Annotated in this window: 12 protein-coding genes; 8 read left to right on the top strand and 4 right to left on the bottom strand. The window is 67.0% G+C overall.

What is annotated here, in order from left to right:
- Positions 1-146: 146 nt before the first annotated feature.
- A complete protein-coding gene (speE, locus tag IE071_RS15565; RefSeq protein WP_077517226.1) occupies positions 147-1001 on the top strand; it encodes a polyamine aminopropyltransferase in 855 nt (284 codons plus the stop codon).
- Positions 1002-1012: 11 nt separating this feature from the next.
- Here the strand turns inward: speE and IE071_RS15560 are convergent, their stop codons facing one another.
- Positions 1013-1207: an antitermination protein NusB gene (locus IE071_RS15560; protein ID WP_189442519.1), complete on the bottom strand. Its 195-nt coding sequence runs from the start codon at positions 1205-1207 to the stop codon at positions 1013-1015.
- Between the two features lie 152 nt (positions 1208-1359).
- Here IE071_RS15560 and IE071_RS15555 point away from each other — a divergent pair, with 152 nt between their 5' ends.
- The 4 genes from IE071_RS15555 (at position 1360) to IE071_RS15540 (ending at position 5623) form a co-directional block, all read left to right on the top strand.
- A complete protein-coding gene (locus tag IE071_RS15555) occupies positions 1360-2391 on the top strand; it encodes a hypothetical protein (RefSeq protein ID WP_189442518.1) in 1032 nt (343 codons plus the stop codon).
- Between the two features lie 77 nt (positions 2392-2468).
- Complete coding sequence (locus tag IE071_RS15550) at positions 2469-3101, top strand: ParA family protein (RefSeq protein ID WP_189442517.1); 633 nt, start codon at positions 2469-2471, stop codon at positions 3099-3101.
- A 58-nt stretch (positions 3102-3159) separates the two neighbouring features.
- Positions 3160-3633, top strand: a complete 474-nt coding sequence (locus tag IE071_RS15545) for a SixA phosphatase family protein (RefSeq protein WP_189442516.1) — start codon at positions 3160-3162, stop codon at positions 3631-3633.
- 112 nt (positions 3634-3745) lie between these two features.
- Positions 3746-5623: a phospholipase D-like domain-containing protein gene (locus tag IE071_RS15540; RefSeq protein ID WP_189442515.1), complete on the top strand. Its 1878-nt coding sequence runs from the start codon at positions 3746-3748 to the stop codon at positions 5621-5623.
- Between the two features lie 3 nt (positions 5624-5626).
- On the opposite strand, the gene IE071_RS15535 is transcribed toward IE071_RS15540, so the two are convergent.
- Together IE071_RS15535 and IE071_RS15530 are read right to left on the bottom strand one after the other, a co-directional pair.
- The gene (locus IE071_RS15535; protein ID WP_189442514.1) at positions 5627-6187 is read right to left on the bottom strand and encodes an energy transducer TonB; all 561 of its coding nucleotides are present in this window, start codon (positions 6185-6187) and stop codon (positions 5627-5629) included.
- A gap of 7 nt (positions 6188-6194) precedes the next feature.
- Complete coding sequence (locus tag IE071_RS15530; protein WP_189442513.1) at positions 6195-7481, bottom strand: acetyl-CoA C-acetyltransferase; 1287 nt, start codon at positions 7479-7481, stop codon at positions 6195-6197.
- Between the two features lie 115 nt (positions 7482-7596).
- Between IE071_RS15530 and IE071_RS15525 the strand changes: the two genes are divergently transcribed.
- Both IE071_RS15525 and IE071_RS15520 read left to right on the top strand, forming a co-directional pair.
- Positions 7597-8733, top strand: a complete 1137-nt coding sequence (locus tag IE071_RS15525) for a hypothetical protein (protein WP_189442512.1) — start codon at positions 7597-7599, stop codon at positions 8731-8733.
- Between the two features lie 187 nt (positions 8734-8920).
- On the top strand, positions 8921-11326 hold the full coding sequence (locus IE071_RS15520) for a sensor domain-containing protein (RefSeq protein ID WP_229792942.1): 2406 nt from the start codon (positions 8921-8923) through the stop codon (positions 11324-11326).
- A 6-nt stretch (positions 11327-11332) separates the two neighbouring features.
- Here IE071_RS15520 and IE071_RS15515 read toward each other — a convergent pair whose 3' ends face one another.
- Positions 11333-11806, bottom strand: a complete 474-nt coding sequence (locus tag IE071_RS15515) for a GNAT family N-acetyltransferase (RefSeq protein ID WP_189442510.1) — start codon at positions 11804-11806, stop codon at positions 11333-11335.
- Positions 11807-11989: 183 nt separating this feature from the next.
- Here IE071_RS15515 and IE071_RS15510 point away from each other — a divergent pair, with 183 nt between their 5' ends.
- Positions 11990-20653, top strand: a complete 8664-nt coding sequence (locus IE071_RS15510; RefSeq protein ID WP_189442509.1) for a GH36-type glycosyl hydrolase domain-containing protein — start codon at positions 11990-11992, stop codon at positions 20651-20653.
- Positions 20654-21374 lie beyond the last annotated feature (721 nt).

Genomic DNA, 21374 nt, shown 5'->3' with positions numbered 1-21374 from the left:
CGCCGGCGATGCCAGGGCGCCATTGTAATGGTCCGCTGTGACAATTGGCGCATGACGCCCCGTCCCCGTGCCGGGACGTTCACCGCCGTTATCGCTACAATTGGCAGTCTTTATCCTTCCATCCGGTTCGCCAGGAACACCCCGCCATGTCGCAGCAGATCAGCTGGTTCACCGAAGCCCACCAAGCTTCCGGCTCCTCCATCGGTTTTCGCACCGAGCAACTGCTGCACGCGGAGAAGACCCCGTTCCAGACCATCGAGATCTACAAGACCACCGACTGGGGCAACCTGATGGTGATCGATGGCTGCGTGATGCTGACCACCCGCGACAACTTCTTCTATCACGAGATGATGACCCACCCGGCGCTGTTCACCCATGCGCGCGCCAAGCGCGTGGTGGTGATCGGCGGCGGCGACTGCGGCACGCTGCGCGAAGTGCTCAAGCACGAGGAAGTGGAGTCGGCGGTGCAGGTCGAGATCGACGAGCGCGTCACGCGACTGGCCGAGGAGTATTTTCCCGAGCTGTGCGATTCGAACCATGATCCGCGCGCCGAACTGCTGTTCATCGACGGCATCAAGTACATGGCCGAATGCGAGCCGGAGTCGCTGGACCTGGTGATCGTCGACTCGACCGATCCGGTCGGCCCGGCCGAAGGCCTGTTCAACGCCGCGTTCTACGCCAGCTGCCACAAGGCGCTGCGTCACGGCGGCCTGCTGGTGCAGCAGAGCGAATCGCCGCTGGCGCACCTGGACCTGATCAAGTCGATGCGCTCGGCGATGCGCACCTCCGGCTTCAGCGCGGTGAAGACGCTGCCGTTCCCGCAGCCGTGCTACCCGACCGGCTGGTGGAGCTGCACGATGGCGCGCAAGGGCGGCGACCTGTCCGGCTTCCGCGAGCGCGGCGCGCTCGGCAAGAACTTCCCGACCCGTTACTACAACGCTGATATCCACAAGGGCGCGCTGGCTCAGCCGGAATTCATGCGCGAAGCGCTCGGCGAGTAAGCGCGGCACGCCTAGAACATCTTGCTGCGCACCTTCGGCAACAGCACCAGCAGCAGCGTGGCGAAGGGGCCGCACAACAACGACAACAGGAACCACAGCAGCCCGCTGCGGTTCTTGCCCTGTGCCAGCGCCGCGTTGATCAGCGCCAGCGTGCCCCAGCCGACGAACCACGGGGCGCCACCGGCGAATGTCGACAAATGATCCACTACGCGTCTCCCGAAGCATGAGGGCGCGCCCTTGCGCCGAAACTGGTGATCCTGGCAAACCTGATCGGGCCACCCCGTTGCACGGACCGGCGGATCAGCCGCGCTTAATCTGCACGAGCTATGCTGAACGCTTTATTGCGGACCCAAGCCCAATGACGCGTGGATTGCGCTACCTCGCCCTGACTTGCGCCTTGTCACTACTGGCCACGCCGGTCTTCGCCGGCACAACCGCCAGCAACAAAACCCGGCATGCACCGAGCAAGGCCGCCACGGCTCGCGACAAGGCCCAGCTGGCCTTCCAGCGCGATCTGGTCAGCGTGCTGGCGCCGCGCGCCGATGCCCTGCCGCTGCTGGCTGCGGCCTTGCTGGCCCGGCCACTGTTCAACCAGCCGGATGTCAACAGCTTCCACACCCTGATCGGACGAGCCGCCATGGCTGAAGGCGCCGATGCGGCAGTCAGCTGGGCGCGGCTGGCCGATTGCGACGCCAAGGCCGATGCCTGCCCGAATACCGCCGCGCTGGACCAGCTGCTGACCCAGGCACCGGACAATGCCGCGGTATGGCTGCTCAAGCTCGGCGCAGACGCGCACGACCTGAAGCACGACGCTGCCCGCGAGGATCTGGGCAAGGCCGCCGCCAGCAAGCTGTATGACGACTACACCGGCGCCAGCCTGAAGGCGCTGGCCAGTTCGATCGGCGTGCTGCCGCCACCGGCCGATACCTTCGATCCGGCCTCGAAGGCCGGCGCGGTGGGCATGCAGACCATGCTGGTCTACGGCATCGCCGGCACGCAGCCGCAACCGGGGCTGCAACTCGTCGCCAAGCTGTGCGAGAACGCCAGCGGCGATGCCTCGACCAAGGCCGACTGCCTGAAGCTGGGCCAGCTGCTCGAGTGGGGCTCCAGTCCGCTGTCGCGTTCGCTCGGCCTGCATCTGCGCGAAGTGCTGGCGGACGATCCGGAGCAGCAGCAAGAAGCGAAGAACGCCCGCCGCAACCTGATCTGGCAAGTACAGAGCTTCGGCCAGCTGCTGGCCCGGGCGCAGAACGAACCGGCGCTGGCCCAGCATCTGCTGGCACTAGCGCGCAACGGCGGCACCGAGATGAGTCTGTTGCTGGCGGCCTTGCGCGACAACAGCATTCCGGCCGAAGCACCCGCCGACTGGCAGCCGCACCAGCCGGGTTGAGTTCATCGCAACGCGCGCTTTGCGCCGCATCCGCAGCCGTGTAGGCTTGGGTCACCTTCCGCGACAAGGGTGAGTCGATGCTTACGACGCTGGTGGCAAGCAGCAAGGGCGGATGCGGCAAGAGCACGCTGGTGACCCAGCTGGCCTCGCACTGGGCACAGGCAGGGCAGCACACCGCCATCATCGACGCCGACCGGCAAGGCTCCAGCTACCGCTGGGCCAGCCTGCGACCGGACAACGTTCCCGGCGTGCTGGCGCTCGAAGGCGGCCGAAAATCCCTGCAGAAATTGCCGCCGGATACCCAGCAACTGCTGATCGACACGCCGGCCGGCTCCGGCGAGCGCGAACTGGAACCGTATCTGGAACAGGCCGACGTGCTGCTGGTGCCGGTGCTGCCGTCCTCGTTCGACCTGCACGCCACCCTCCACTTCATCGAGGAGCTGCAGTCGATCAACCGCATCAAGCGCGGCAAGCTGCCGGTGGGGCTGGTCGCCAACCGCCTGAAGCCTTGGACTCACGCCAGCCAGGACGCGATCGCCCAGCTCGCCGAACAATCCCCGTTTCCGATCGTGGCGCAACTGCGCGACAGCCAAGCCTATGTGCTGCTGGGTGCACTGGGCAAGGGCATCTTCGATTACCAGTCCGAGCAGGTGCGCAACCACCAGCAGGACTGGAAGGCGCTGCTGCGCTGGATCAAGCGTCAACATTGAAGCGAGCCCCTCTTGATGCAGCCATCGCGCCACGCGCGACCACACCCCGGAGTCCTCCATGCAAGAACTGATTTTGTTGCGCCATGCCGAAGCCGTCCCGATAGAAACCGCGGGCGATGACCAGCAGCGTCCGCTCAGCGCACGCGGCGAAAAGGAGGCGCAGGCGGCCGGATTGTGGCTGGCCTCGCACGGCATCCGACCCGATCGCGTGTTGTGTTCGCCGACCCGGCGCACCGACGAGACCACCCGCCTGGCGCTGGCCGCGATCGACTCCGCGCCGGTGCCGCAACTGGCCAGCGAAATCTACGACGCCTCGCCCGGCGAACTGCTGGCCTTGCTCGACCAGCACGGCGACGCCCGCACCGTCATGCTGGTGGGTCACAATCCCGGCATCGAGCGGCTGGTGGCGTTGTTGGTCGAAGGCCGCTCCGACGAATTCCGCGGCATGCCGCCCGGTGCGCTGGCCGTGCTGCACCTGAATGGTTCGCTGGAACCGGGCAATGCCCGACTGGACGCGTTCTGGTCGCCCTGACGCGACGCATCACCCCACGTTCGCCGATCGCGCTGACGCTTCAGCGCGGTTGAACGACGCCCGCATGGCACGCTCTCACCGTTGCGGCACACATCCTCCGTATCATTCGTGCATGCTTGGTTTCCTGCGTCGATTCAGCCTGCCGCTCTTGCTTGCGATCCTGCTGTTGCAGGGCTGCACGCTGTCGCAGGCGCAGATCCGTCGCGCCGACGCGATCGTCGCCAGCACCACCGACCGCAGCGTGAACTGCGCGCAAGCCGACCATTGCGCGGTGCCGTCGCCACTGCTGGCCGAGGCAACCCGGGCGCTGGCCGCATCGACGCCGGAACAACCGGTGCACGTGGTGACCCTGCTCGACGACAGCGAACCGGCGCTGGCGGCACGCATCAACCTGATCCGCGCCGCACGGCAGTCGATCGACGTGCAAACCTATATCTGGGACCAGGATGACACCGGCCAGCTGGTGTTGGATGAACTGGTGCAGGCGGCGCGGCGCGGCGTGCAGGTGCGCATCCTGGCCGACCAGCTGTTCTCGTTCAACGACCCGGATCTGCTCGACCGGCTGGCGCGAGTCAATGCGAACCTGCAGGTGCGGCTGTACAACCCGACCTTCCACAAGGCCCGTACCCAGCCGCTGGAATTCGCCGCCGGCATCCTGTGCTGCTTCATGCAGTTCAACCAGCGCATGCACAACAAACTGCTGCTGGTGGACGACAGCATCGGCATCACCGGTGGACGCAACTACGAGGATCGCTACTTCAACTGGGACGATGACTTCGACTACGTCGATCGCGACGTGATGGTCGGTGGTCCCGCCGCGAAGCAGATGGCGGCCAGTTTCGAGCTGTTCTGGAAGCACAAGCGCGCGGTGCCGCTGACCCACCTGCGCGACGTCAATCAGCGCATCCTGGACGACAACGCGACGTCGGCCTGGCCAGCGCCACACTACCGCCGCCCGCTGCGGGTCGCACAGGTGCAGCAGGCCGCCGAAGATCCGTTGTGGCTGCGGGCGTGGCTGGTCGATCCTTCGCTGCAGGCCGGCAAGGTCGACTACTTCAGCGACCTGCCCTCGAAGACCGACAAGCCGGACAAGCAGCGCGCGCTGGATTTCACCCAGCACATCATGCGCATGATCGGCGACGCCAAACGCGAGGTGCTGTTGCAGACGCCGTATCTGGTGATGAGCAAGAAGGCCCAGCGCATCTTCAAGCGGCTGCACAAGCGCGCCGAGCCGCCGCGGGTGATCGTCTCGACCAACTCGCTGGCCTCGACTGACGCATTCGCCGTGTATGCGATGTCGTACAAGCACCGCAAGCGTTACCTGAAGACCTTCGGCTTCGAGATCCACGAATTGAAACCGCATGCGCCAGGCCCGGCGGTGGACAACGAGCTGGCCAATCTCGGCGTGGACACGACCGTGCTGCCGGCGGAAACCGCCAGCCCGGCCAGTGCCAAACAGGCGCGTTTCCACCTGCTCGGCAGCCGCGGCAGCAACAACCGGCCGGCGCCGTTGCTCAGCGAGGGCCGCCGTTTCGGCCTGCATGCGAAGTCGATCGTGATCGACGATGCGTTTGCGATGGTCGGCTCGCACAACTTCGATCCGCGTTCGGACCACTACAACACCGAAGCCGGGGTGATCATCTACGACCCCACGTTTGCCGACCAGCTGCGCCACAGCATCATGCGCGACACCCAACCGGAAAACGCGTGGACGATCGCACCGCGGCAGTCGACGGTACCGGTGCTCTCCGACATCAGCGACGCGATTGGCAGCATCTCCGAAAGCTTGCCGCTGTTCGATCTGTGGCCGTTCCGCTATGCCACCAGTTACGACCTCAACCCCGACTGCCAGCCAATGCGCGCCAGCGATCCGGGCTTCTACGCCTGCTATCAGCCGGTCGGCGATTTCCCCGACGTGGCGCTGTCGCCGAAACTGATCATCACGCGGCTGTTCACCGCGTTCGGGGTCGGCGCGAAAGGCGTGCTCTGAGATCTACGGCGACTGCGCGAGGCGCTCACCCTGCGCGGAGAAACGCATCGGCAGCTCGCCGCTGATCCCCTCCGGATGATCGCCCGGCACCGCGAAGCGCCAGCCGCGCACGCTGCGCAAGGCATGCTCGTCGAGTACCGAATCACCGCTGGACTCGACCAGGCTGGCCGCCTGGACCCGACCGTTGCCGTCGATGCCGACGTGCACGACCACGCGACCGTCCAGATGGCCACGCAGTTCGTCCCACGGCTGCGAGGTGTCAGCGGGCATCGCCAGCGGCACCAGTGCCGGTGGCCGGGCAACCACGGCGGCCTGCGCTTCGCCGCTGTCGCCGATGACGGGATTTTCTTTTGCACGAGACGCCTGCACCACGCTGGCCGGACGTTGCCGCTGCCGCAGCGAAGGCGCGGCATGCCGCTGCACGTACGCTGCATGCCGCGTCGCCGCGAGCCGTGGTGCCGGCCCGCGCCAGCCGACGGTCAACGTGCTGAGCCAGCCGGTACCGGCGATGCCGATCGCCAGCGCCAGTACGCTCAGGGTGGTGGTGGTGCGTAGACGCAGCATGCCGGTATTACGGCCGCTCGAGGATCGCGGTGACGCCCATGCCACCGGCGGTGCAGATCGAGATCAGGCCACGGCCGGAGCCTTTCTGTTCCAGCATCTTCGCCAGGGTGGCGATGATCCGCGCACCGGTGGCGGCAAACGGATGACCGACCGCGAGGCTGGAGCCGTGCACGTTGAGCTTGGCCGGATCGATCGAACCTAGCGGAGCATCCAGACCGAGCCGGTTCTTGCAGTACTCGGCCGACTCCCACGCACGCAGCGTGCACAGCACCTGCGCCGCGAACGCCTCGTGGATCTCGTAGTAGTCGAAGTCCTGCAGAGTCAGACCCTGGCGCGCCAGCATGCGCGGCACCGCGATGGTCGGTGCCATCAGCAGGCCTTCGCCGTGGACGAAGTCCACTGCGGCCACTTCGGCGTCGCGCAGATACGCCTGGATTTTCAAACCGCGCTGCGCGGCCCACGCGTCGCTGGCCAGCAGGACGGCGGCCGCACCGTCGGACAGGCCGGTGGAATTGCCCGCGGTCAGCGTGCCGCGGCCGGAACTCTTGTCGAACGCCGGCTTCAACGTGGCCAGCTTCTGCATCGTCGAATCCGGGCGCAGGAAGCCGTCGCGCTTGAGGCCGCGGAACGGCACCAGCAGTTCGTCGAAGAAGCCGTCGGCATACGCGGCGGCCAGCTTGTGGTGGCTGTCCACCGATAGCTGATCCTGCGCCTCGCGCGTGATCTGCCATTCCTTCGCCATCTGCTCGCAGTGGTCGCCCATCGACTTGCCGGTGCGCGGTTCGGCCACGCCAGGGAACGAGGGCTTCAGCTCGCGCAAGGAGAAGCCGCGCAGCGCCACCTTCAACTTGTCCAGCGGCGTCTTCGCGCGGTTCATCGCCAGCAGCCGCTTGCGCAAGCGTGTGCCGTAGACGATCGGCACGTCGCTGGTGGTGTCCGAGCCGCCGGCGATGCCCGCCGTGATCTGCCCCACGGCGATCTTGTTGGCGATGATGATCGCGTTGTCCAGCGAGGTGCCGCAGGCACGTGCGGTGGTGATGCCCGGTGTGGTCGGCGCCAGCCCGGAACTGAGCAGCGCCTCGCGTGCCAGGTTCCAGTCCGACGAATGCTTGATCACCGCACCCATCGCCACTTCACCCAACTCCACACCGTGCAGTCCGAACCGTTCGACCAGCGCGCCGAGCACCTTCACCGACATGCCGAAGTTGCCGACGTCGGCATACGCGGTGTTGTTGCGGCAGAACGGGATGCGTACACCACCGACCACCCCGACGCGCGTTAGCGTGTTTTCCATGCTCGAAACTGTCCACCACTCAAGTCAGCCAAGGCTAACCCGCGCTGCCGCGCGGCGAAAGCCCAAAACGCTGAATGGTAGAATCCGTTCTCTTTGTCGTTCGGATGTCAGTCACGTGGAAGCACAGACGCTGCTCGCCCTGCCCATCGTGCTGGCCCTGGAACCGGTCGCTGGCGAGGCGCCGGCACGCATGACCCTCAGTCGCGACGAGGCCGCCGAGCTGGCGGAGCTGATTGCGGTCGACCTGCACACGCTGGTGCCGCAGGTCAGCGAAGCCCGGCTGGCGCTGGCCGGCGCACTGTTCGACCAGGTCGAACTGCTGCGACCGGGCTTTCCGGTCTGGGCCACGCTGGATGAGCTGGCCCGGCGCGTGCCGCGCGGCCAGCTGGACAACGTGGTGGCGTTCGGCAGTCACGACGGCCACATGCCGGCGCAACCATTGGAGCCGTCGCCGATCTTTGCCGACGGCCCGATGCGCTTGCTGCCACTGAGCCTGCTGGCGCCCGCGGCGCTGGCCGAAGAACTGTCCGAATTGCTGGAAATCCATCTGGTCGGCCGCGGTGAAGCCGGCACGCTGACCGCCGACTGGCTGATGCGCACGCTTGGCATCCGTCTGGAGCATGTGCGTTACCTCAGCCGCAACGACCTGCTGGCGCTGACCTGCGTGCAGTACGAGCACGTCAACCTGGCGCCGTTGTGGACCCTGCTGGAAGCGGCGCTGCTGGCCCCGCAGCGCGCCGAATCGAGCATGAGCGCGCGCGGGCTGAGCCTGCACTACGCCGACGGCAAGGTGCTGACGCAATCGCCGGCACAATGGCTGGCCGCGCAGACGGGTGATGTCACGCAGCGCGCGCATGCATTCGCCGGCATCGTGTTCGAGCTGCGCCAGTACGCCGCGCTGCTCGACGCGCATCAGCTGCCGTTGCGGCTGCAGTCCGCGGCACAGACCGAGGCCGAAGCCGGCTATCTGCTGGAGACTGTGGCCGCAGTTGCGCCCGGCTACGAGCCGCCGGCACTGTTCGCGCACGAGGCACCCGGTCTCGGCGTGGTCGCGATCACCGTGGCGCAACGCGGGGAAGGCGGCACCGCCCGGGCACTGGCGCATGGCTATCCGCTGCAACCGCAGGCGCTCGGGCCCTTGTTGGCACGACTGGCCGATCGCTATGGCATCGCCGCCGAACTGCATGCGCTGGGCCGCGTCATGCTGGACGACCGTGGCCAGCTGAGCGCGCCGGTGACTGCCCTGCATTGAGTCCGGCCCCGCATTGAGTCCGGCAGCGTGGCCGACCGCGGCATTTGTATCGCGGCCGAAACTCGGCGCATGATGCAGGGGCGCCGACAGGGGGCGCGCTCCAGCTGACGGAATGACCATGCGGCCGCACGAGTCTGCCGAGGTATTGCCATCGCTACTTCACGAGCCAGACTGGCCCGAGCGAATCTTGCGCGGCGCTCCGGTATTGCTGGCCTATCTCGATGCCGACCAGCGTTTTGGCTACGCCAATGAAACCCATCGCAGCTGGCTTGGCCTCGACCCCCAGGCGGTGCTCGGCCTGCGCCTGATCGATGTGGTCGGCCAGCGCAACTACCAGAGTGCCGCGCCCGCGCTGGAGAAAGCCTACGGTGGCCAGATGGCCAGCTTCGAGGGCGAGTTGTACAACGGCAACGAGCGGCGCTATGCGCACGGCAATTTCCAACCCGATTTCGACACCAACGGCCACGTGCGCGGCGTATTCACCGCGCTGGTCGACATCACCGAACGGCACACGCTGCAATTGCAGCTGTACGAAAGCGAGCAACGTTTCTTCGGTGCGTTCCAGCATGCCGCGATCGGCATGGCGCTGACCCATCCGGACGGCCACTTCCTGCGCGTCAATGCGGCGGTATGCCAGATGCTTGGCTATTGCGAGGAAGAGTTGCTGGCGCTGGACATCACCGCGATCACCTATCCGGACGACATGGCCGCCGACACGGAGTTGATGGCCCAGCTGCTGGCAGGCCGGCGCGAGTCGTATCAGATGGAGAAGCGCAACTTCCACAAGGACGGCCGCGTCGTCTACATCCAGCTCAGCGTGTCACTGGTGCGCGACGAGCATGGTAACCCGCTGTATTTCGTCTCGCAGGTGCAGGACATCAGCCAGCGCAAGGCGTTCGAGGAGGCGCTGCATCGCGAACGTGAGCTGGCCGAGGTGACCCTGCGCTCGATCGGCGACGCGGTGATCACCACCGATCCGCAGCTGTGCATCACCTCGCTCAATCCGATCGCCGAGGCGATGACCGGCTGGACCAGCGACGAGGCGCAGGGCCGGCCGATCGAGGAAATCTTCCAGCTGTTCGACGCCCAGCATGGCCACCGCATCGCCAACCCGCTGCGGGCGGCGATCGAGCACAACACCATCGTCGATCTGGCCGGCAAGACCCTGCTGCGCCATCGGCATGGTTTCGACACGCCGGTGGAGGATTCCTCCGCGCCGATCCACGACCACGCCGGCAACGTGATCGGCGGCGTGCTGGTGTTCCACGACATCAGCGAGACCCGTGCGCTGGCGCTGAAGATGATCCATCTGACCCAGCACGACACGCTCACCGGGCTGCCCAACCGCAGCCAGCTGAACGGACACCTCGCCCAGGCGCTGGCCACCGCCAACCGTCGCCAGCAACGCGCCGCGCTGCTCTTCATCGACATCGACAATTTCAAGCAGACCAACGAACTGCATGGCCACAGCACCGGCGACCGCGTGCTGCGCGCCTTCGCCGAACAGTTGCACCGCTGCCTGCCCGGCGACGAATTGCTGAGCCGTTATGGCGGCGACGAATTCGTGGTGGTGCTGCCGCACCTGGAAAGCGTGGGCGAGGCGGCCAGCCTGTGCCAGATCCTGATCAACCAGTGCGAGCAGATCCATGTCGACGGCTTGGCCGAGGTGGGGCTGCGCATCAGCATCGGCATCAGCGTCTATCCGGACGACGCCACCGAAGCGGAAGACCTGCTGCAGCACGCGGAAACCGCGCTGGTCGCGGTGAAGGCGCAAGGCCAGCACGGTTACCGCTTCTTCACCGCCTCGATGAACGAGCGCGCGCAGGCGCGCCGGCGGATCGAGGCTGCATTGCGCCAGGCGCTGCCCCAGCACGAGCTGAGCCTGCACTACCAGCCCAAGGTGGACGCGCAGAGTGGCCGCGTCGTCGGCGCCGAAGCACTGCTGCGCTGGCATGCGAACGGCCGCGAGCTGTACAAGCCGGACCAGTTCATCCCGGTCGCCGAAGACAGCGGACTGATCCTGCCGATCGGCGCCTGGGTGCTGCGTCAGGCGTGCAAGCAGGCACAGTTGTGGCGGTTGCGCGGCCACTCCATTCCGGTCTCGGTGAATGTTTCGCCGCTGCAGTTCCAGCACGCCGACTTCTACAGCTGGCTGGACGACGTGCTGAACGAAACCGGGCTCGATGCCGACCTGCTCGAACTGGAACTGACCGAGCGCATGGTGATGTCCGGCGGCGACGCCACCACGGGCTTGCTGCGCCGGATCAAGCAACGCGGCGTGCGGCTGTCGCTGGACGATTTCGGCACCGGCTATTGCAGCCTGTCGTACCTGAAGCACTTCCCGATCGATGCGCTGAAGATCGACCGCGTGTTCGTGCACGACCTGATCAGCGATCGCGACACCGCCACGATCACCAGCGCGATCATCGCGATGGCGCGCAGCCTCAACAAGACGGTGATCGCCGAAGGCGTGGAAACCCGCGAGCAGGGTGCGTTCCTGCGCCACGCCGGCTGCACGCAGCTGCAGGGTTTCCTGTTCGGTGCGCCGATGCCCGCGGCGGAATTCCAGCAGCGGCTGATCGAACCCGCCTGAGCCGGCTCAATCGGATTTGCCGTCCGCGGCGCCCAGCAGCGCCTCGTACATCCAATAGTGGCAGCGCTGCATGCCGAGGTCGGCGTAGGTTGCCTGCGCGCGCTGGTTCTCGGTTTCCACATACAGGCGCAGGCCGACCGCACCGGCCGCCGCCGCACGCTGCTCGACCGCGGCGTACAGCGCGCGGAACACGCCACCGCGCCGCGCTTCAGGTGTGACATACACGCTCTGGATCCACCAGAAATCGCCGCAGCGCCAGTCGCTCCATTCATACGTCACCAGCAGGCTGCCGACCGCCACGCCATCACATTCGGCGATCAGGTAGAAGCCGCGACGCGGCTGCTCGAACACGCCGCGGATGCCGCGCTCAAGGGTCGCGGGATCGAGCTGCTTGTGTTCGGTTTCCCACGCCATCGCCGCATTCCAGGCGACGAGTTCGGCGAGATCGGTGAGGGCGGCGGCGCGAATCGACAACGACACGGCATGACTCCGGTGAGAAACAAGCGCCCATCGTAGCGTGCGCCATCTTCACACGCCGGCGCGTAGGGTCCGAGCGGTAGCCGCAAGCCGTAGCGGATATCCGCCAGAGCGTCGCCAGGCCAGACCGTCCTCCGGACGGACGCCGCACAGCCGAGCTGGCATGAACCTCAAGGAACATCGGATTTGAACATCGGCAACCTCCTCGACCTGCTCAAGCTGCGCCGCCTGCGCGCGTTCCGGCGCCGTCGTGCGGCAGCGCGGACCCGGCCGGAACAGGAACCGGCACTGCGTTCGGAACTGTTCAGCGCCGAGCAGATGGAGCGGCATGGCGCGGCGCTGGCCAGCCAGCACCGCTTGAGTACGCGCTCGAGTGCGGACTTGCTGCTGGCCCGGCTGGCCGACAACGAAGCGGTGCTGGCGCATACCTGCGAGCGGCTGACCGACGCGACCCGGCGCAAATGGCGCGTGACCCCGGCCGGCGAGTGGCTGCTCGACAACTTCTACCTGCTCGAGGAACAGGTCCGGATCGCCCGCCGGCATTTGCCGAAAGGCTACAGCCGCGAACTGCCGCGACTGGACAACGGCCCGTCGGCCGGCCTGCCGCGGGTGTACGACATCGCGCTGGAAATCATTTCGCACGGCGACGGCCGCGTCGACACCAACAGCGTGCACCGCTTCATCAACGCCTACCAGAGCGTGACCCCGCTGAAGCTGGGCGAGCTGTGGGCGATCCCGATCATGCTGCGGCTGGCGCTGCTCGAGAACCTGCGCCGGGTCGCCGCGCGGGTGATGGCGGACTGGCGCCATCGCGGCAAGGCCGCGCGCTGGGCCGACACGATGACCGCCACCGCCGAGCGCGATCCGAACTCGGTGGTGCTGGTGGTCGCCGACATGGCGCGCTCGAACCCGCCGATGAACGGCTCGTTCGTCGCCGAAATGGCGCGCCGGCTGCAGGGTCAGAGCCCGGCACTGGCACTGCCGCTGAGCTGGATCGAGCAGCGCCTGTCCGCGTCGGGCCAGAGCATCGAGCATCTGGTGCAGCTCGAAGCGCAGCAGCAGGCGGCCAACCAGGTCTCGATCAGCAACAGCATCGGCAGCCTGCGGGCGCTGTCGGCGATCGACTGGCGCGACTTCGTCGAGCACAGCAGCCTGGTCGAACAACGGCTGCGCGAGGATCCGGTCGGCGTCTACGCGGCGATGGATTTCGCTACCCGCGACCGTTATCGCCACGTGGTGGAAGCGCTCGCGCGCCATCATCGGGTGACCGAACTGGAGGTGGCCGAGGCGGCGATCGCGCTGTGCCAGGCCGACGCACCGACCGACAGCACCGCCTCGCTGCCGCAGCACGTCGGCTTCTACCTGATCGATCGCGGCCGCCGCACGCTGGAACAACACCTCGGCATCCGGCCCCGACTGAGCACGACACTGCGTCGCGCTTTCGACCGTGCGCCGTTGCCGATCTACCTGGGCCTGCTGGCCTTGCTGACGTTTGCGTTCGCGCAGCCGCTGGTCGCTGCCGCCGCGCACGACCGGCTGCCGCTGTGGGCGCTGATCGCGCTCGCGGTGCCGGCCACCATCCTGGCCAGCCAACTGGGGCTGAGCCTGCTCAACTGGATGGCCACGCTGACGGTGGCACCGCAGCAGTTGCCGCGGATGGATTATTCGGATGGCATCCCGGCCAGTGCGCGCACACTGGTGGCGATCCCCAGCCTGTTCGCCAGCGCGCAGGACGTCGAGGATCTGGTCGAGGCGCTGGAAGTGCGCTTCCTCGGCAACCGCGACGAGCACCTGCACTTCGCCCTGCTCACCGATTTCGCCGACGCGGACAGCGAGACCTTGCCCGGCGATGAAGCCTTGCTGCGACTGGCGCGGCGACGCATCGAGGCGCTCAACGAGCACTACGCCGGCAGCGATGCCGATCGCTTCTTCCTGTTCCACCGACCGCGCCGCTGGAACGCGGCCGAGCGCTGCTGGATGGGCCACGAGCGCAAGCGCGGCAAACTGGCCGATCTCAACGCGCTGCTGCGCGGCCAGCAAACCGATCTGGCATTGCCGCTGCGCGGCAATGCGCACGACCGCTTCATGCTGGTCGTCGGCGACATCACGAGACTGCCGCCGGTGCAGTACGTGATCACGCTGGACACCGACACCGAACTGCCGCGCGATGCGGCGCAGGCCTTCGTCGGCACCATCGACCATCCACTCAACCGCGCGGTGTATGACCCGGTACAGCGGCGCGTGGTCTCCGGCTACGCGATCCTGCAGCCGCGCGTGGGGATCAGCCTGCCCAGCACCGCACGCTCGCGCTACGCGCAGCTGTACGGCAGCGATGCCGGCATCGACCCGTATACGCAGATGGTCTCGGACGTCTATCAGGACGTGTTCCGCGAAGGCTCGTTCATCGGCAAGGGCATCTACGCGATCGATGCGTTCGAGCGCAGCCTGGAAGGACGCTTCCCGGAAAACCGCATCCTCAGCCACGACCTGGTCGAGGGCTGCCACGCACGCGCGGGCCTGCTCAGCGATGTGCAACTGTTCGAGGAATACCCGGCCCGCTACGGCGCCGACGTGAAGCGCCGCCATCGCTGGATTCGCGGCGACTGGCAGCTGCTGCCGTGGCTGTTGCCGTGGGCACCGAGCGCGCATGACGGCTGGCGCCGCAACGCGCTGACCGCGCTGTCACGCTGGAAGATTCTCGACAACCTGCGCCGCAGCCTGGTGCCGACCTCGCTGCTGGTGCTGCTGGTCACCGGCTGGTTGCTGCTGTCGCCGGTGCTGTCGTGGACGCTGGCGGTGCTGGCGATGGTGCTGGTGCCGCCGCTGCTGTCGGCCCTGCTGGAGCTGGTGCAGAAGCCGCGCGAGGTGCAGCTGGACCAGCATCTGCGCGCCGGTTTCCAGGCCGGCATGCAGCATTTCGCGCGGATCGCGCTGGGGCTGGCATGGTTGCCGCATGAGGTGCTGTACCAGCTCGACGCGATCGTGCGCACGCTGTGGCGGATGGCGATCAGCCACCGGAACCTGCTGCAGTGGCAGACCTCCAGCGACGTCGAACGCCACAGCAACAACGCGCCGGCGGCGTTGTGGCGGGTGATGTGGATCGGCCCGCTGCTCGCGCTGGTGCTGACCGTGACGCTGGCGCTTCAGCGGCCGATGGTCCTGCTGCTGGCGGCACCGTTGCTGCTGCTGTGGCTGCTGTCGCCGTCGCTGGCATGGTGGATCAGCCAGGCGCGCAAACCCGACGCGTTCGCGCCGAGCCCGGCGCAGCTGCGCTTCCTGCGCGTGCTGGCACGGCGCACGTGGGCGTTCTTCGATACCCACGTCGGCCCGGCCGACCACTGGCTGCCGCCGGACAACCTGCAGGAGCAGCCCGGACCGGTGATCGCCCATCGCACCTCGCCGACGAATATCGGCATGGCGCTGCTGGCGAACCTGGCCGGCTTCGATTTCGGTTTCCTCAGCAGCGGCCGCCTGCTCGAACGCACGCGCCAGACGCTGGCCACGATGCAGGCACTGCCGCGCCATCGCGGCCACTTCTACAACTGGTACGACACGCTGAGCCTGCGGCCGCTGGCGCCGCTGTACATCTCGGCGGTGGACAGCGGCAACCTCGCCGGCCACCTGCTGACCCTGCGGCCGGGCCTGCTGGCACTGCTCGACGAACCGGTATTCCAGCCGCGTGTGCTGCAAGGTCTGCTCGATACGTTGAACGTCTTGCACGACACGCTCGACAGCAGCGGCGCCGCCCTGCTGGCTCCGCTGCAGCGCGAACTGCAGGCCGCGCTGCTCACGCCGCCAAACGTCACCAGTGCAGTCACGGCACTACTCCAACAGCAGCTCGATCACGCCCACGCGCTGGCGCAGACGCTGCGCGTCGAACCCGGCAGCGAGGCGGAATTCTGGCTCGCGGCCCTGCTCGAACAATCCAGCGACCTGTGCGACGAGGCCGCCTTGTTCAAGCTCGATCCGCCGCACGACGACGACGGCGGCTTCAACGGTATTCCCACGTTGCGCCAGCTCGCCCGGATCGAGCCGCTGTGCTGGGCCGCCGACGCCGATGCCGAGGCCATCCGCGAACATGCGCGCGAACGCATCGCCGCGATCGAGAAGCTCGCACAGCAGGCCGGCGAGCTGGCGCTGATGGACTACCGCTTCCTGTACGACAGCGCGCGCGACCTGCTGGCGATCGGTTACAACGTCGACGAGCGCCGGCTCGACGCGAGCTACTACGACCTGCTCGCTTCGGAAGCGCGGTTGGCCAGTTTCGTGGCGATCGCGCAGGGCCAGCTGCCGCAGGACAACTGGTTCTCGCTGGGCCGGCTGCTGACCACCAGCGGCGGCGAACCGGTGCTGCTGTCGTGGACCGGCTCGATGTTCGAATACCTGATGCCGACGCTGGTAATGCCGAGCTACGAAGGCACCCTGCTCGACCAGACCTGTCGTGCCGCGGTGGCGCGACAGATCGAATACGGCAACCAGCTGGGCGTGCCGTGGGGCGTGTCCGAATCGGGCTACAACACGCTGGACGCGCACTTCACCTACCAGTACCGCGCGTTCGGCGTGCCCGGCCTCGGCCTCAAGCGCGGGCTCGGCGATGACGTGGTGATCGCGCCGTATGCCACCGTGCTGGCGATGGTGGTGGCGCCGGCCGCGGCGACCCGAAATCTGCAGCGACTGGCCGACGCCGGCGCGGCCGGTCGCTTCGGCCTGTACGAGGCGATCGACTACACCCCGGCCCGATTGCCGCTGGGGCAGAGCTCGGCGCTGGTGCAATCGTTCATGGCGCATCACCAGGGCATGAGCCTGCTGGCGCTGGCCTACGCGATGCTGGGGCGGCCGATGCAGCGGCGCTTCGAATCCGATCCGCAGTTCCAGGCGACCAGCCTGCTGCTGCAGGAACGCGTGCCGCGGACGGCCGCGGAATACCTGCATGCTTCCGGCTTCCCCGAACAGGACGGCAATTCGCGCGCCGCCGAAGCGCGACTGCGCGTGTTCGCCGACCCGGACCGGCAGCGACCGGCCGTGCAGCTGCTGTCGAACGGCCACTACCACGCGATGATCAGCAGTGCCGGCGGCGGCTACAGCCGGCGCGGCGAACTGGCGCTGACGCGCTGGCGCGAGGACATCACGCGCGATCACTGGGGCATGTTCTGCTACCTGCGCGACGTCGCCAGCGGCGAGTACTGGTCCACCGCGTACCAGCCGACGCTGAAGAAGACCGAACTGTTCGAGGCGATCTTCTCCGACGCGCGCGCTGAGTTCCGCGTGCGCGAACGCGAGTTCGACGCGCACACCGAGATCGTGGTGTCGCCCGAGGACGACATCGAGCTTCGCCGCACGCGCATCACCAACCGCAGCCGCACGCGGCGCACGATCGAGCTGACCAGCTACGCCGAAGTGGTGCTGGCGCCGCCGCTCGCCGACGCGCTGCATCCGGCCTTCAGCAAGCTGTTCGTGCAGACCGAGCTGGTCCCGGAGCTGCAGGCGATCGTGTGCACGCGCCGACCACGCGCGCACGACGAGCACGTGCCGTGGATGTGCCACCTGCTGGCCGTGCACGATGCCGACATCGATCAGATTTCCTACGAGACCGACCGCGCACGCTTCATCGGCCGCGGTCGCAGCACGGCGCAGCCACAGGTGCTGGATCGCGAACAGGCGCAGCTGTCCAACAGTGCCGGCTCGGTGCTCGATCCGATCGTGGCGATCCGCTGCCGCATCACGCTGGAGCCGGAGCAGTCGGCCACCATCGACTTCGTCACCGGCATCGCCGACCAGCGCGCCGGCTGCCTGCAACTGATCGGCAAATACCGCGACCGCCATCTGGCCGACCGCGTGTTCGACCTGGCGTGGACGCACAGCCAGGTGCTGCTGCGCCAGCTCAACGCCAGCCTCGCCGATGCGCAGCTGTACGAGCACATGGCCACCTCGATCATCTACCCGAACGCGAACTTGCGCGCCGAGCCGGCGCTGCTGCGTGGCAACCGGCGCGGCCAGTCCGGGCTGTGGGGACAGGCGATCTCCGGCGACCTGCCGATCGTGCTGCTGCAGATCGCCGATCCGGCGCGGATCGAACTGGTGCGCCAGCTGGTGCAGGCGCATGCGTACTGGCGCCAGAAAGGACTGGCGGTGGATCTGGTGATCTGGAACGAGGATCGCGCCGGCTACCGGCAGGAGCTGCAGGACCTGATCATGGGTCTGATCGCCTCCGGCAGCGAGGCCAGCCTGCTCGATCATCCCGGCGGCATCTTCGTGCGTCCGGCGCAGCAGCTGTCCGGCGAGGACCGCATGCTGATGCTGGCCAGCGCACGGATCATCCTGGCCGACAACCGCGGCAGCCTGACCGAACAGATCAGCCGGCGTCGGGCGGAAACGCACGCGCCGCGCTTCGAACCGAGCAAGCCGCGACGCATCTCGTCCAGCGCACTCGCACCCGCTGCTCTCCCGCTGCAGCTGACCAATCCGCACGGCGGCTTCAGCGCGGACGGCCGCGAGTATGTGATCACGCTGGGCGCAGGCGATGCCACCCCGGCGCCGTGGTCCAACGTGCTGGCCAACCCGCACTTCGGCACGGTGATCTCCGAGAGCGGCAGCGCGTATACCTGGGGCGAGAACGCGCACGAATTCCGTCTCACGCCGTGGCACAACGACCCGGTCGGCGACGCCAGCGGCGAAGCGCTGTACCTGCGCGACGAGGAGACCGGCCAGGTCTGGTCGCCCACGCCATTGCCCGCACGCGGCAACGGCGACTACATCACCCGCCACGGCTTCGGCTACAGCGTGTTCGAGCATGTCGAGGACGGCATCCACTCCGAGCTGTGGATCTACGTGGCGCTGGATGCCTCGGTGAAATTCTCGGTGCTGAAGCTGCGCAACGATTCCGGCCAGCCACGCAAGCTCAGTGTTACTGGCTATGTCGAATGGCTGCTCGGCGACTTGCGCGAGCGCACGGCGATGCACGTGGTCACCGAATCGGATCCGGCCAGCGGCGCGCTGTTCGCCCGCAATGCGTACAACACCGAGTTCCCGAACCGGGTCGCGTTCTTCGACGTCGACGACCCCGCCCGCGGCATCGACGGCGACCGCGGCGAATTCCTCGGCCGCAACGGCAGCACCGCGGCACCGGCCGGGCTGGGGCGCACCCAGCTGTCCGGCCGGCTCGGCGCGGGCTTCGATCCGTGCGCGGCGCTGCAGGTCAGCGTGACACTGGACGCTGGCGAGCAGCGTCAGCTGATCTTCCGGCTTGGCCTCGGTCGCGACGCGGCCGACGCCGGCGCACTGGTGCAACGCTTCCGCGGCACCGGCAGCGCCGCCGATGCGCTGGCGAAAGTGCGCGCGCACTGGTCGCGCACGCTCGGCGCCGTGCAGATCAAGACACCGGAGCCGGCGCTCGACGTGCTGGCCAACGGCTGGCTGCTGTACCAGACCATCGCCTGCCGCATGTGGGCGCGCAGCGGCTACTACCAGTCCGGCGGCGCGTTCGGCTTCCGCGACCAGCTGCAGGATTCGATGGCGCTGCTGCACGCGGCGCCCGAACTGTCGCGCGCGCAACTGTTGCTGTGCGCCGCGCACCAGTTCCCCGAAGGCGACGTGCAGCACTGGTGGCATCCACCGCTGGACCGCGGTGTGCGCACCGCCTGCTCCGACGACTACCTGTGGCTGCCGCTGGCCACCAGCCGCTACGTGCTGGCCAGCGCCGACACCGGCGTGCTGGATCAACCGGTCGGCTATATCGAAGGCCGCCCGCTGCATCACGGCGAAGAGTCCTACTACGACCTGCCGCAACCGTCGGGCCTGCGCGAAACGCTGTACCGGCATTGCGTGCGCGCGATCGAACACAGCCTGCCGCGCGGCGTGCACGGCCTGCCGCTGATCGGCAGCGGCGACTGGAACGACGGCATGAACCGCGTCGGCGAAGCCGGTCGCGGCGAAAGCGTATGGCTGGGCTTCTTCTCCTGCGACGTGCTGACCCGCTTCGCCGAAGTGGCCCGGCTGCACGACGACGAAGCGTTCGCGCTGCGCTGCGAAAGCGAGGTCAGCTTGCTGCGCGTCGCGCTGGAACAGCATGCGTGGGACGGCGCCTGGTATCGCCGCGCGTATTTCGACGACGGCACCCCGCTCGGCTCCAGCAGCAACGACGAGTGCCGTATCGACTCGATCGCGCAGAGCTGGTCCGTGCTATCCGGCATCGCCACGCCCGAACGCCAGCAGCAGGCAATGACTTCACTCGACCAGCACCTGGTGCGTTGCGACGCCGGCCTGGTGCAACTGCTCGATCCGCCCTTCGACAAGTCGCCGCTCGACCCCGGCTACATCAAGGGCTACGTGCCCGGCGTGCGCGAGAACGGCGGCCAGTACACGCACGCCGCGATCTGGGCCACGATGGCCTTCGCCGAACTCGGCGACAGCGCCCGCGCATGGGAACTGCTGCGCATGATCAACCCGGTCAGCCACGGCAGCGACGCCATCGAAATGGACGTCTACAAGGTCGAGCCCTACGTGGTCAGCGCCGACGTCTACGCCGTCGAGCCCCACATCGGCCGCGGCGGCTGGAGCTGGTACACCGGCTCCGCCGGCTGGATGTACCGGCTGATCGTCGAATCGCTGCTTGGTCTGCGGCTGGAAGCCGGCAAACTGCGCTTCGCGCCGGTGCTGCCCGCCGAGTGGGACGGCTTCTCGCTGGACTATCGCCACCGCGACACGCCGTACCGGATCAACCTGCGCCAGAGCGAGGCGGGCACATTGAGCACCGTGTGGCTGGATGGTGTGGTGCAAGCGGATGGCTGCATTGCACTGGTCGATGATGGGGTGGAGCACAGCGTGGAGCTCAACTGGCCGCGAGCGGGGTGAGCTGTATTTCGTTTCTGACGCGTTGTTGCCGCATAAGCAGCAAGCCAGGCATCGGATTCCGTCGCGCCTCGCAGAAGCTCCCGTTACACCTGCGATTTCACCGGCTAACTCATACACCCTCAAAAGTCCCGGATAACAACGGCATCGTGTTGCCTGGCTGGAGCGTGGTGCGGCAGCACAAGAGACTGATCCGAAAGAAATACATGCCGCTTGTGCAAGCTCGTGGCTGGCTCGCATACTCGGCGCAACACCTCACTTTCGGGGTCTACTTAGCGTTAGGCCACCATGGAACGAATACCTAAAGCTCTTCTCTGCGTCATCAAGGTCTCGCTGAGAATCGCGGCAGCTTTGGGTGGACTTTGTGTCGGCGCGATAGTCAGCCTCTTGCTCGAACAGTTCCTCATTAGAGTCATGTTTCCTTGTACGCCCGGCGAAGTTTGCATGAAGGGCATGTACATCGGAGCAATACTATTTTTCATCCTTCTCCCAATAGTCAGTATCACTTTTGCCGTATTTGGGTATCGGCTAGCCGCTCACGGGTGGCGCCCGTTGGCTGGCATATTTGGCACCGCCGTATCATCGACTTCTTTTGGGGTACGCTACTGGTGTTGGTTCATTGTTTCGGCCATCAAGCGCGAACGATAGGCCTAACATTTCGTGTATGGACTCCTCATGCAACTAGCCGAGAATGCTTGGTCGATAGATGCCGGATGAATGAATC

Source organism: Rhodanobacter panaciterrae (assembly GCF_014651895.1).
Lineage (GTDB): Bacteria > Pseudomonadota > Gammaproteobacteria > Xanthomonadales > Rhodanobacteraceae > Rhodanobacter > Rhodanobacter panaciterrae.
This window is presented reverse-complemented; position numbering and strand designations above follow the sequence as displayed.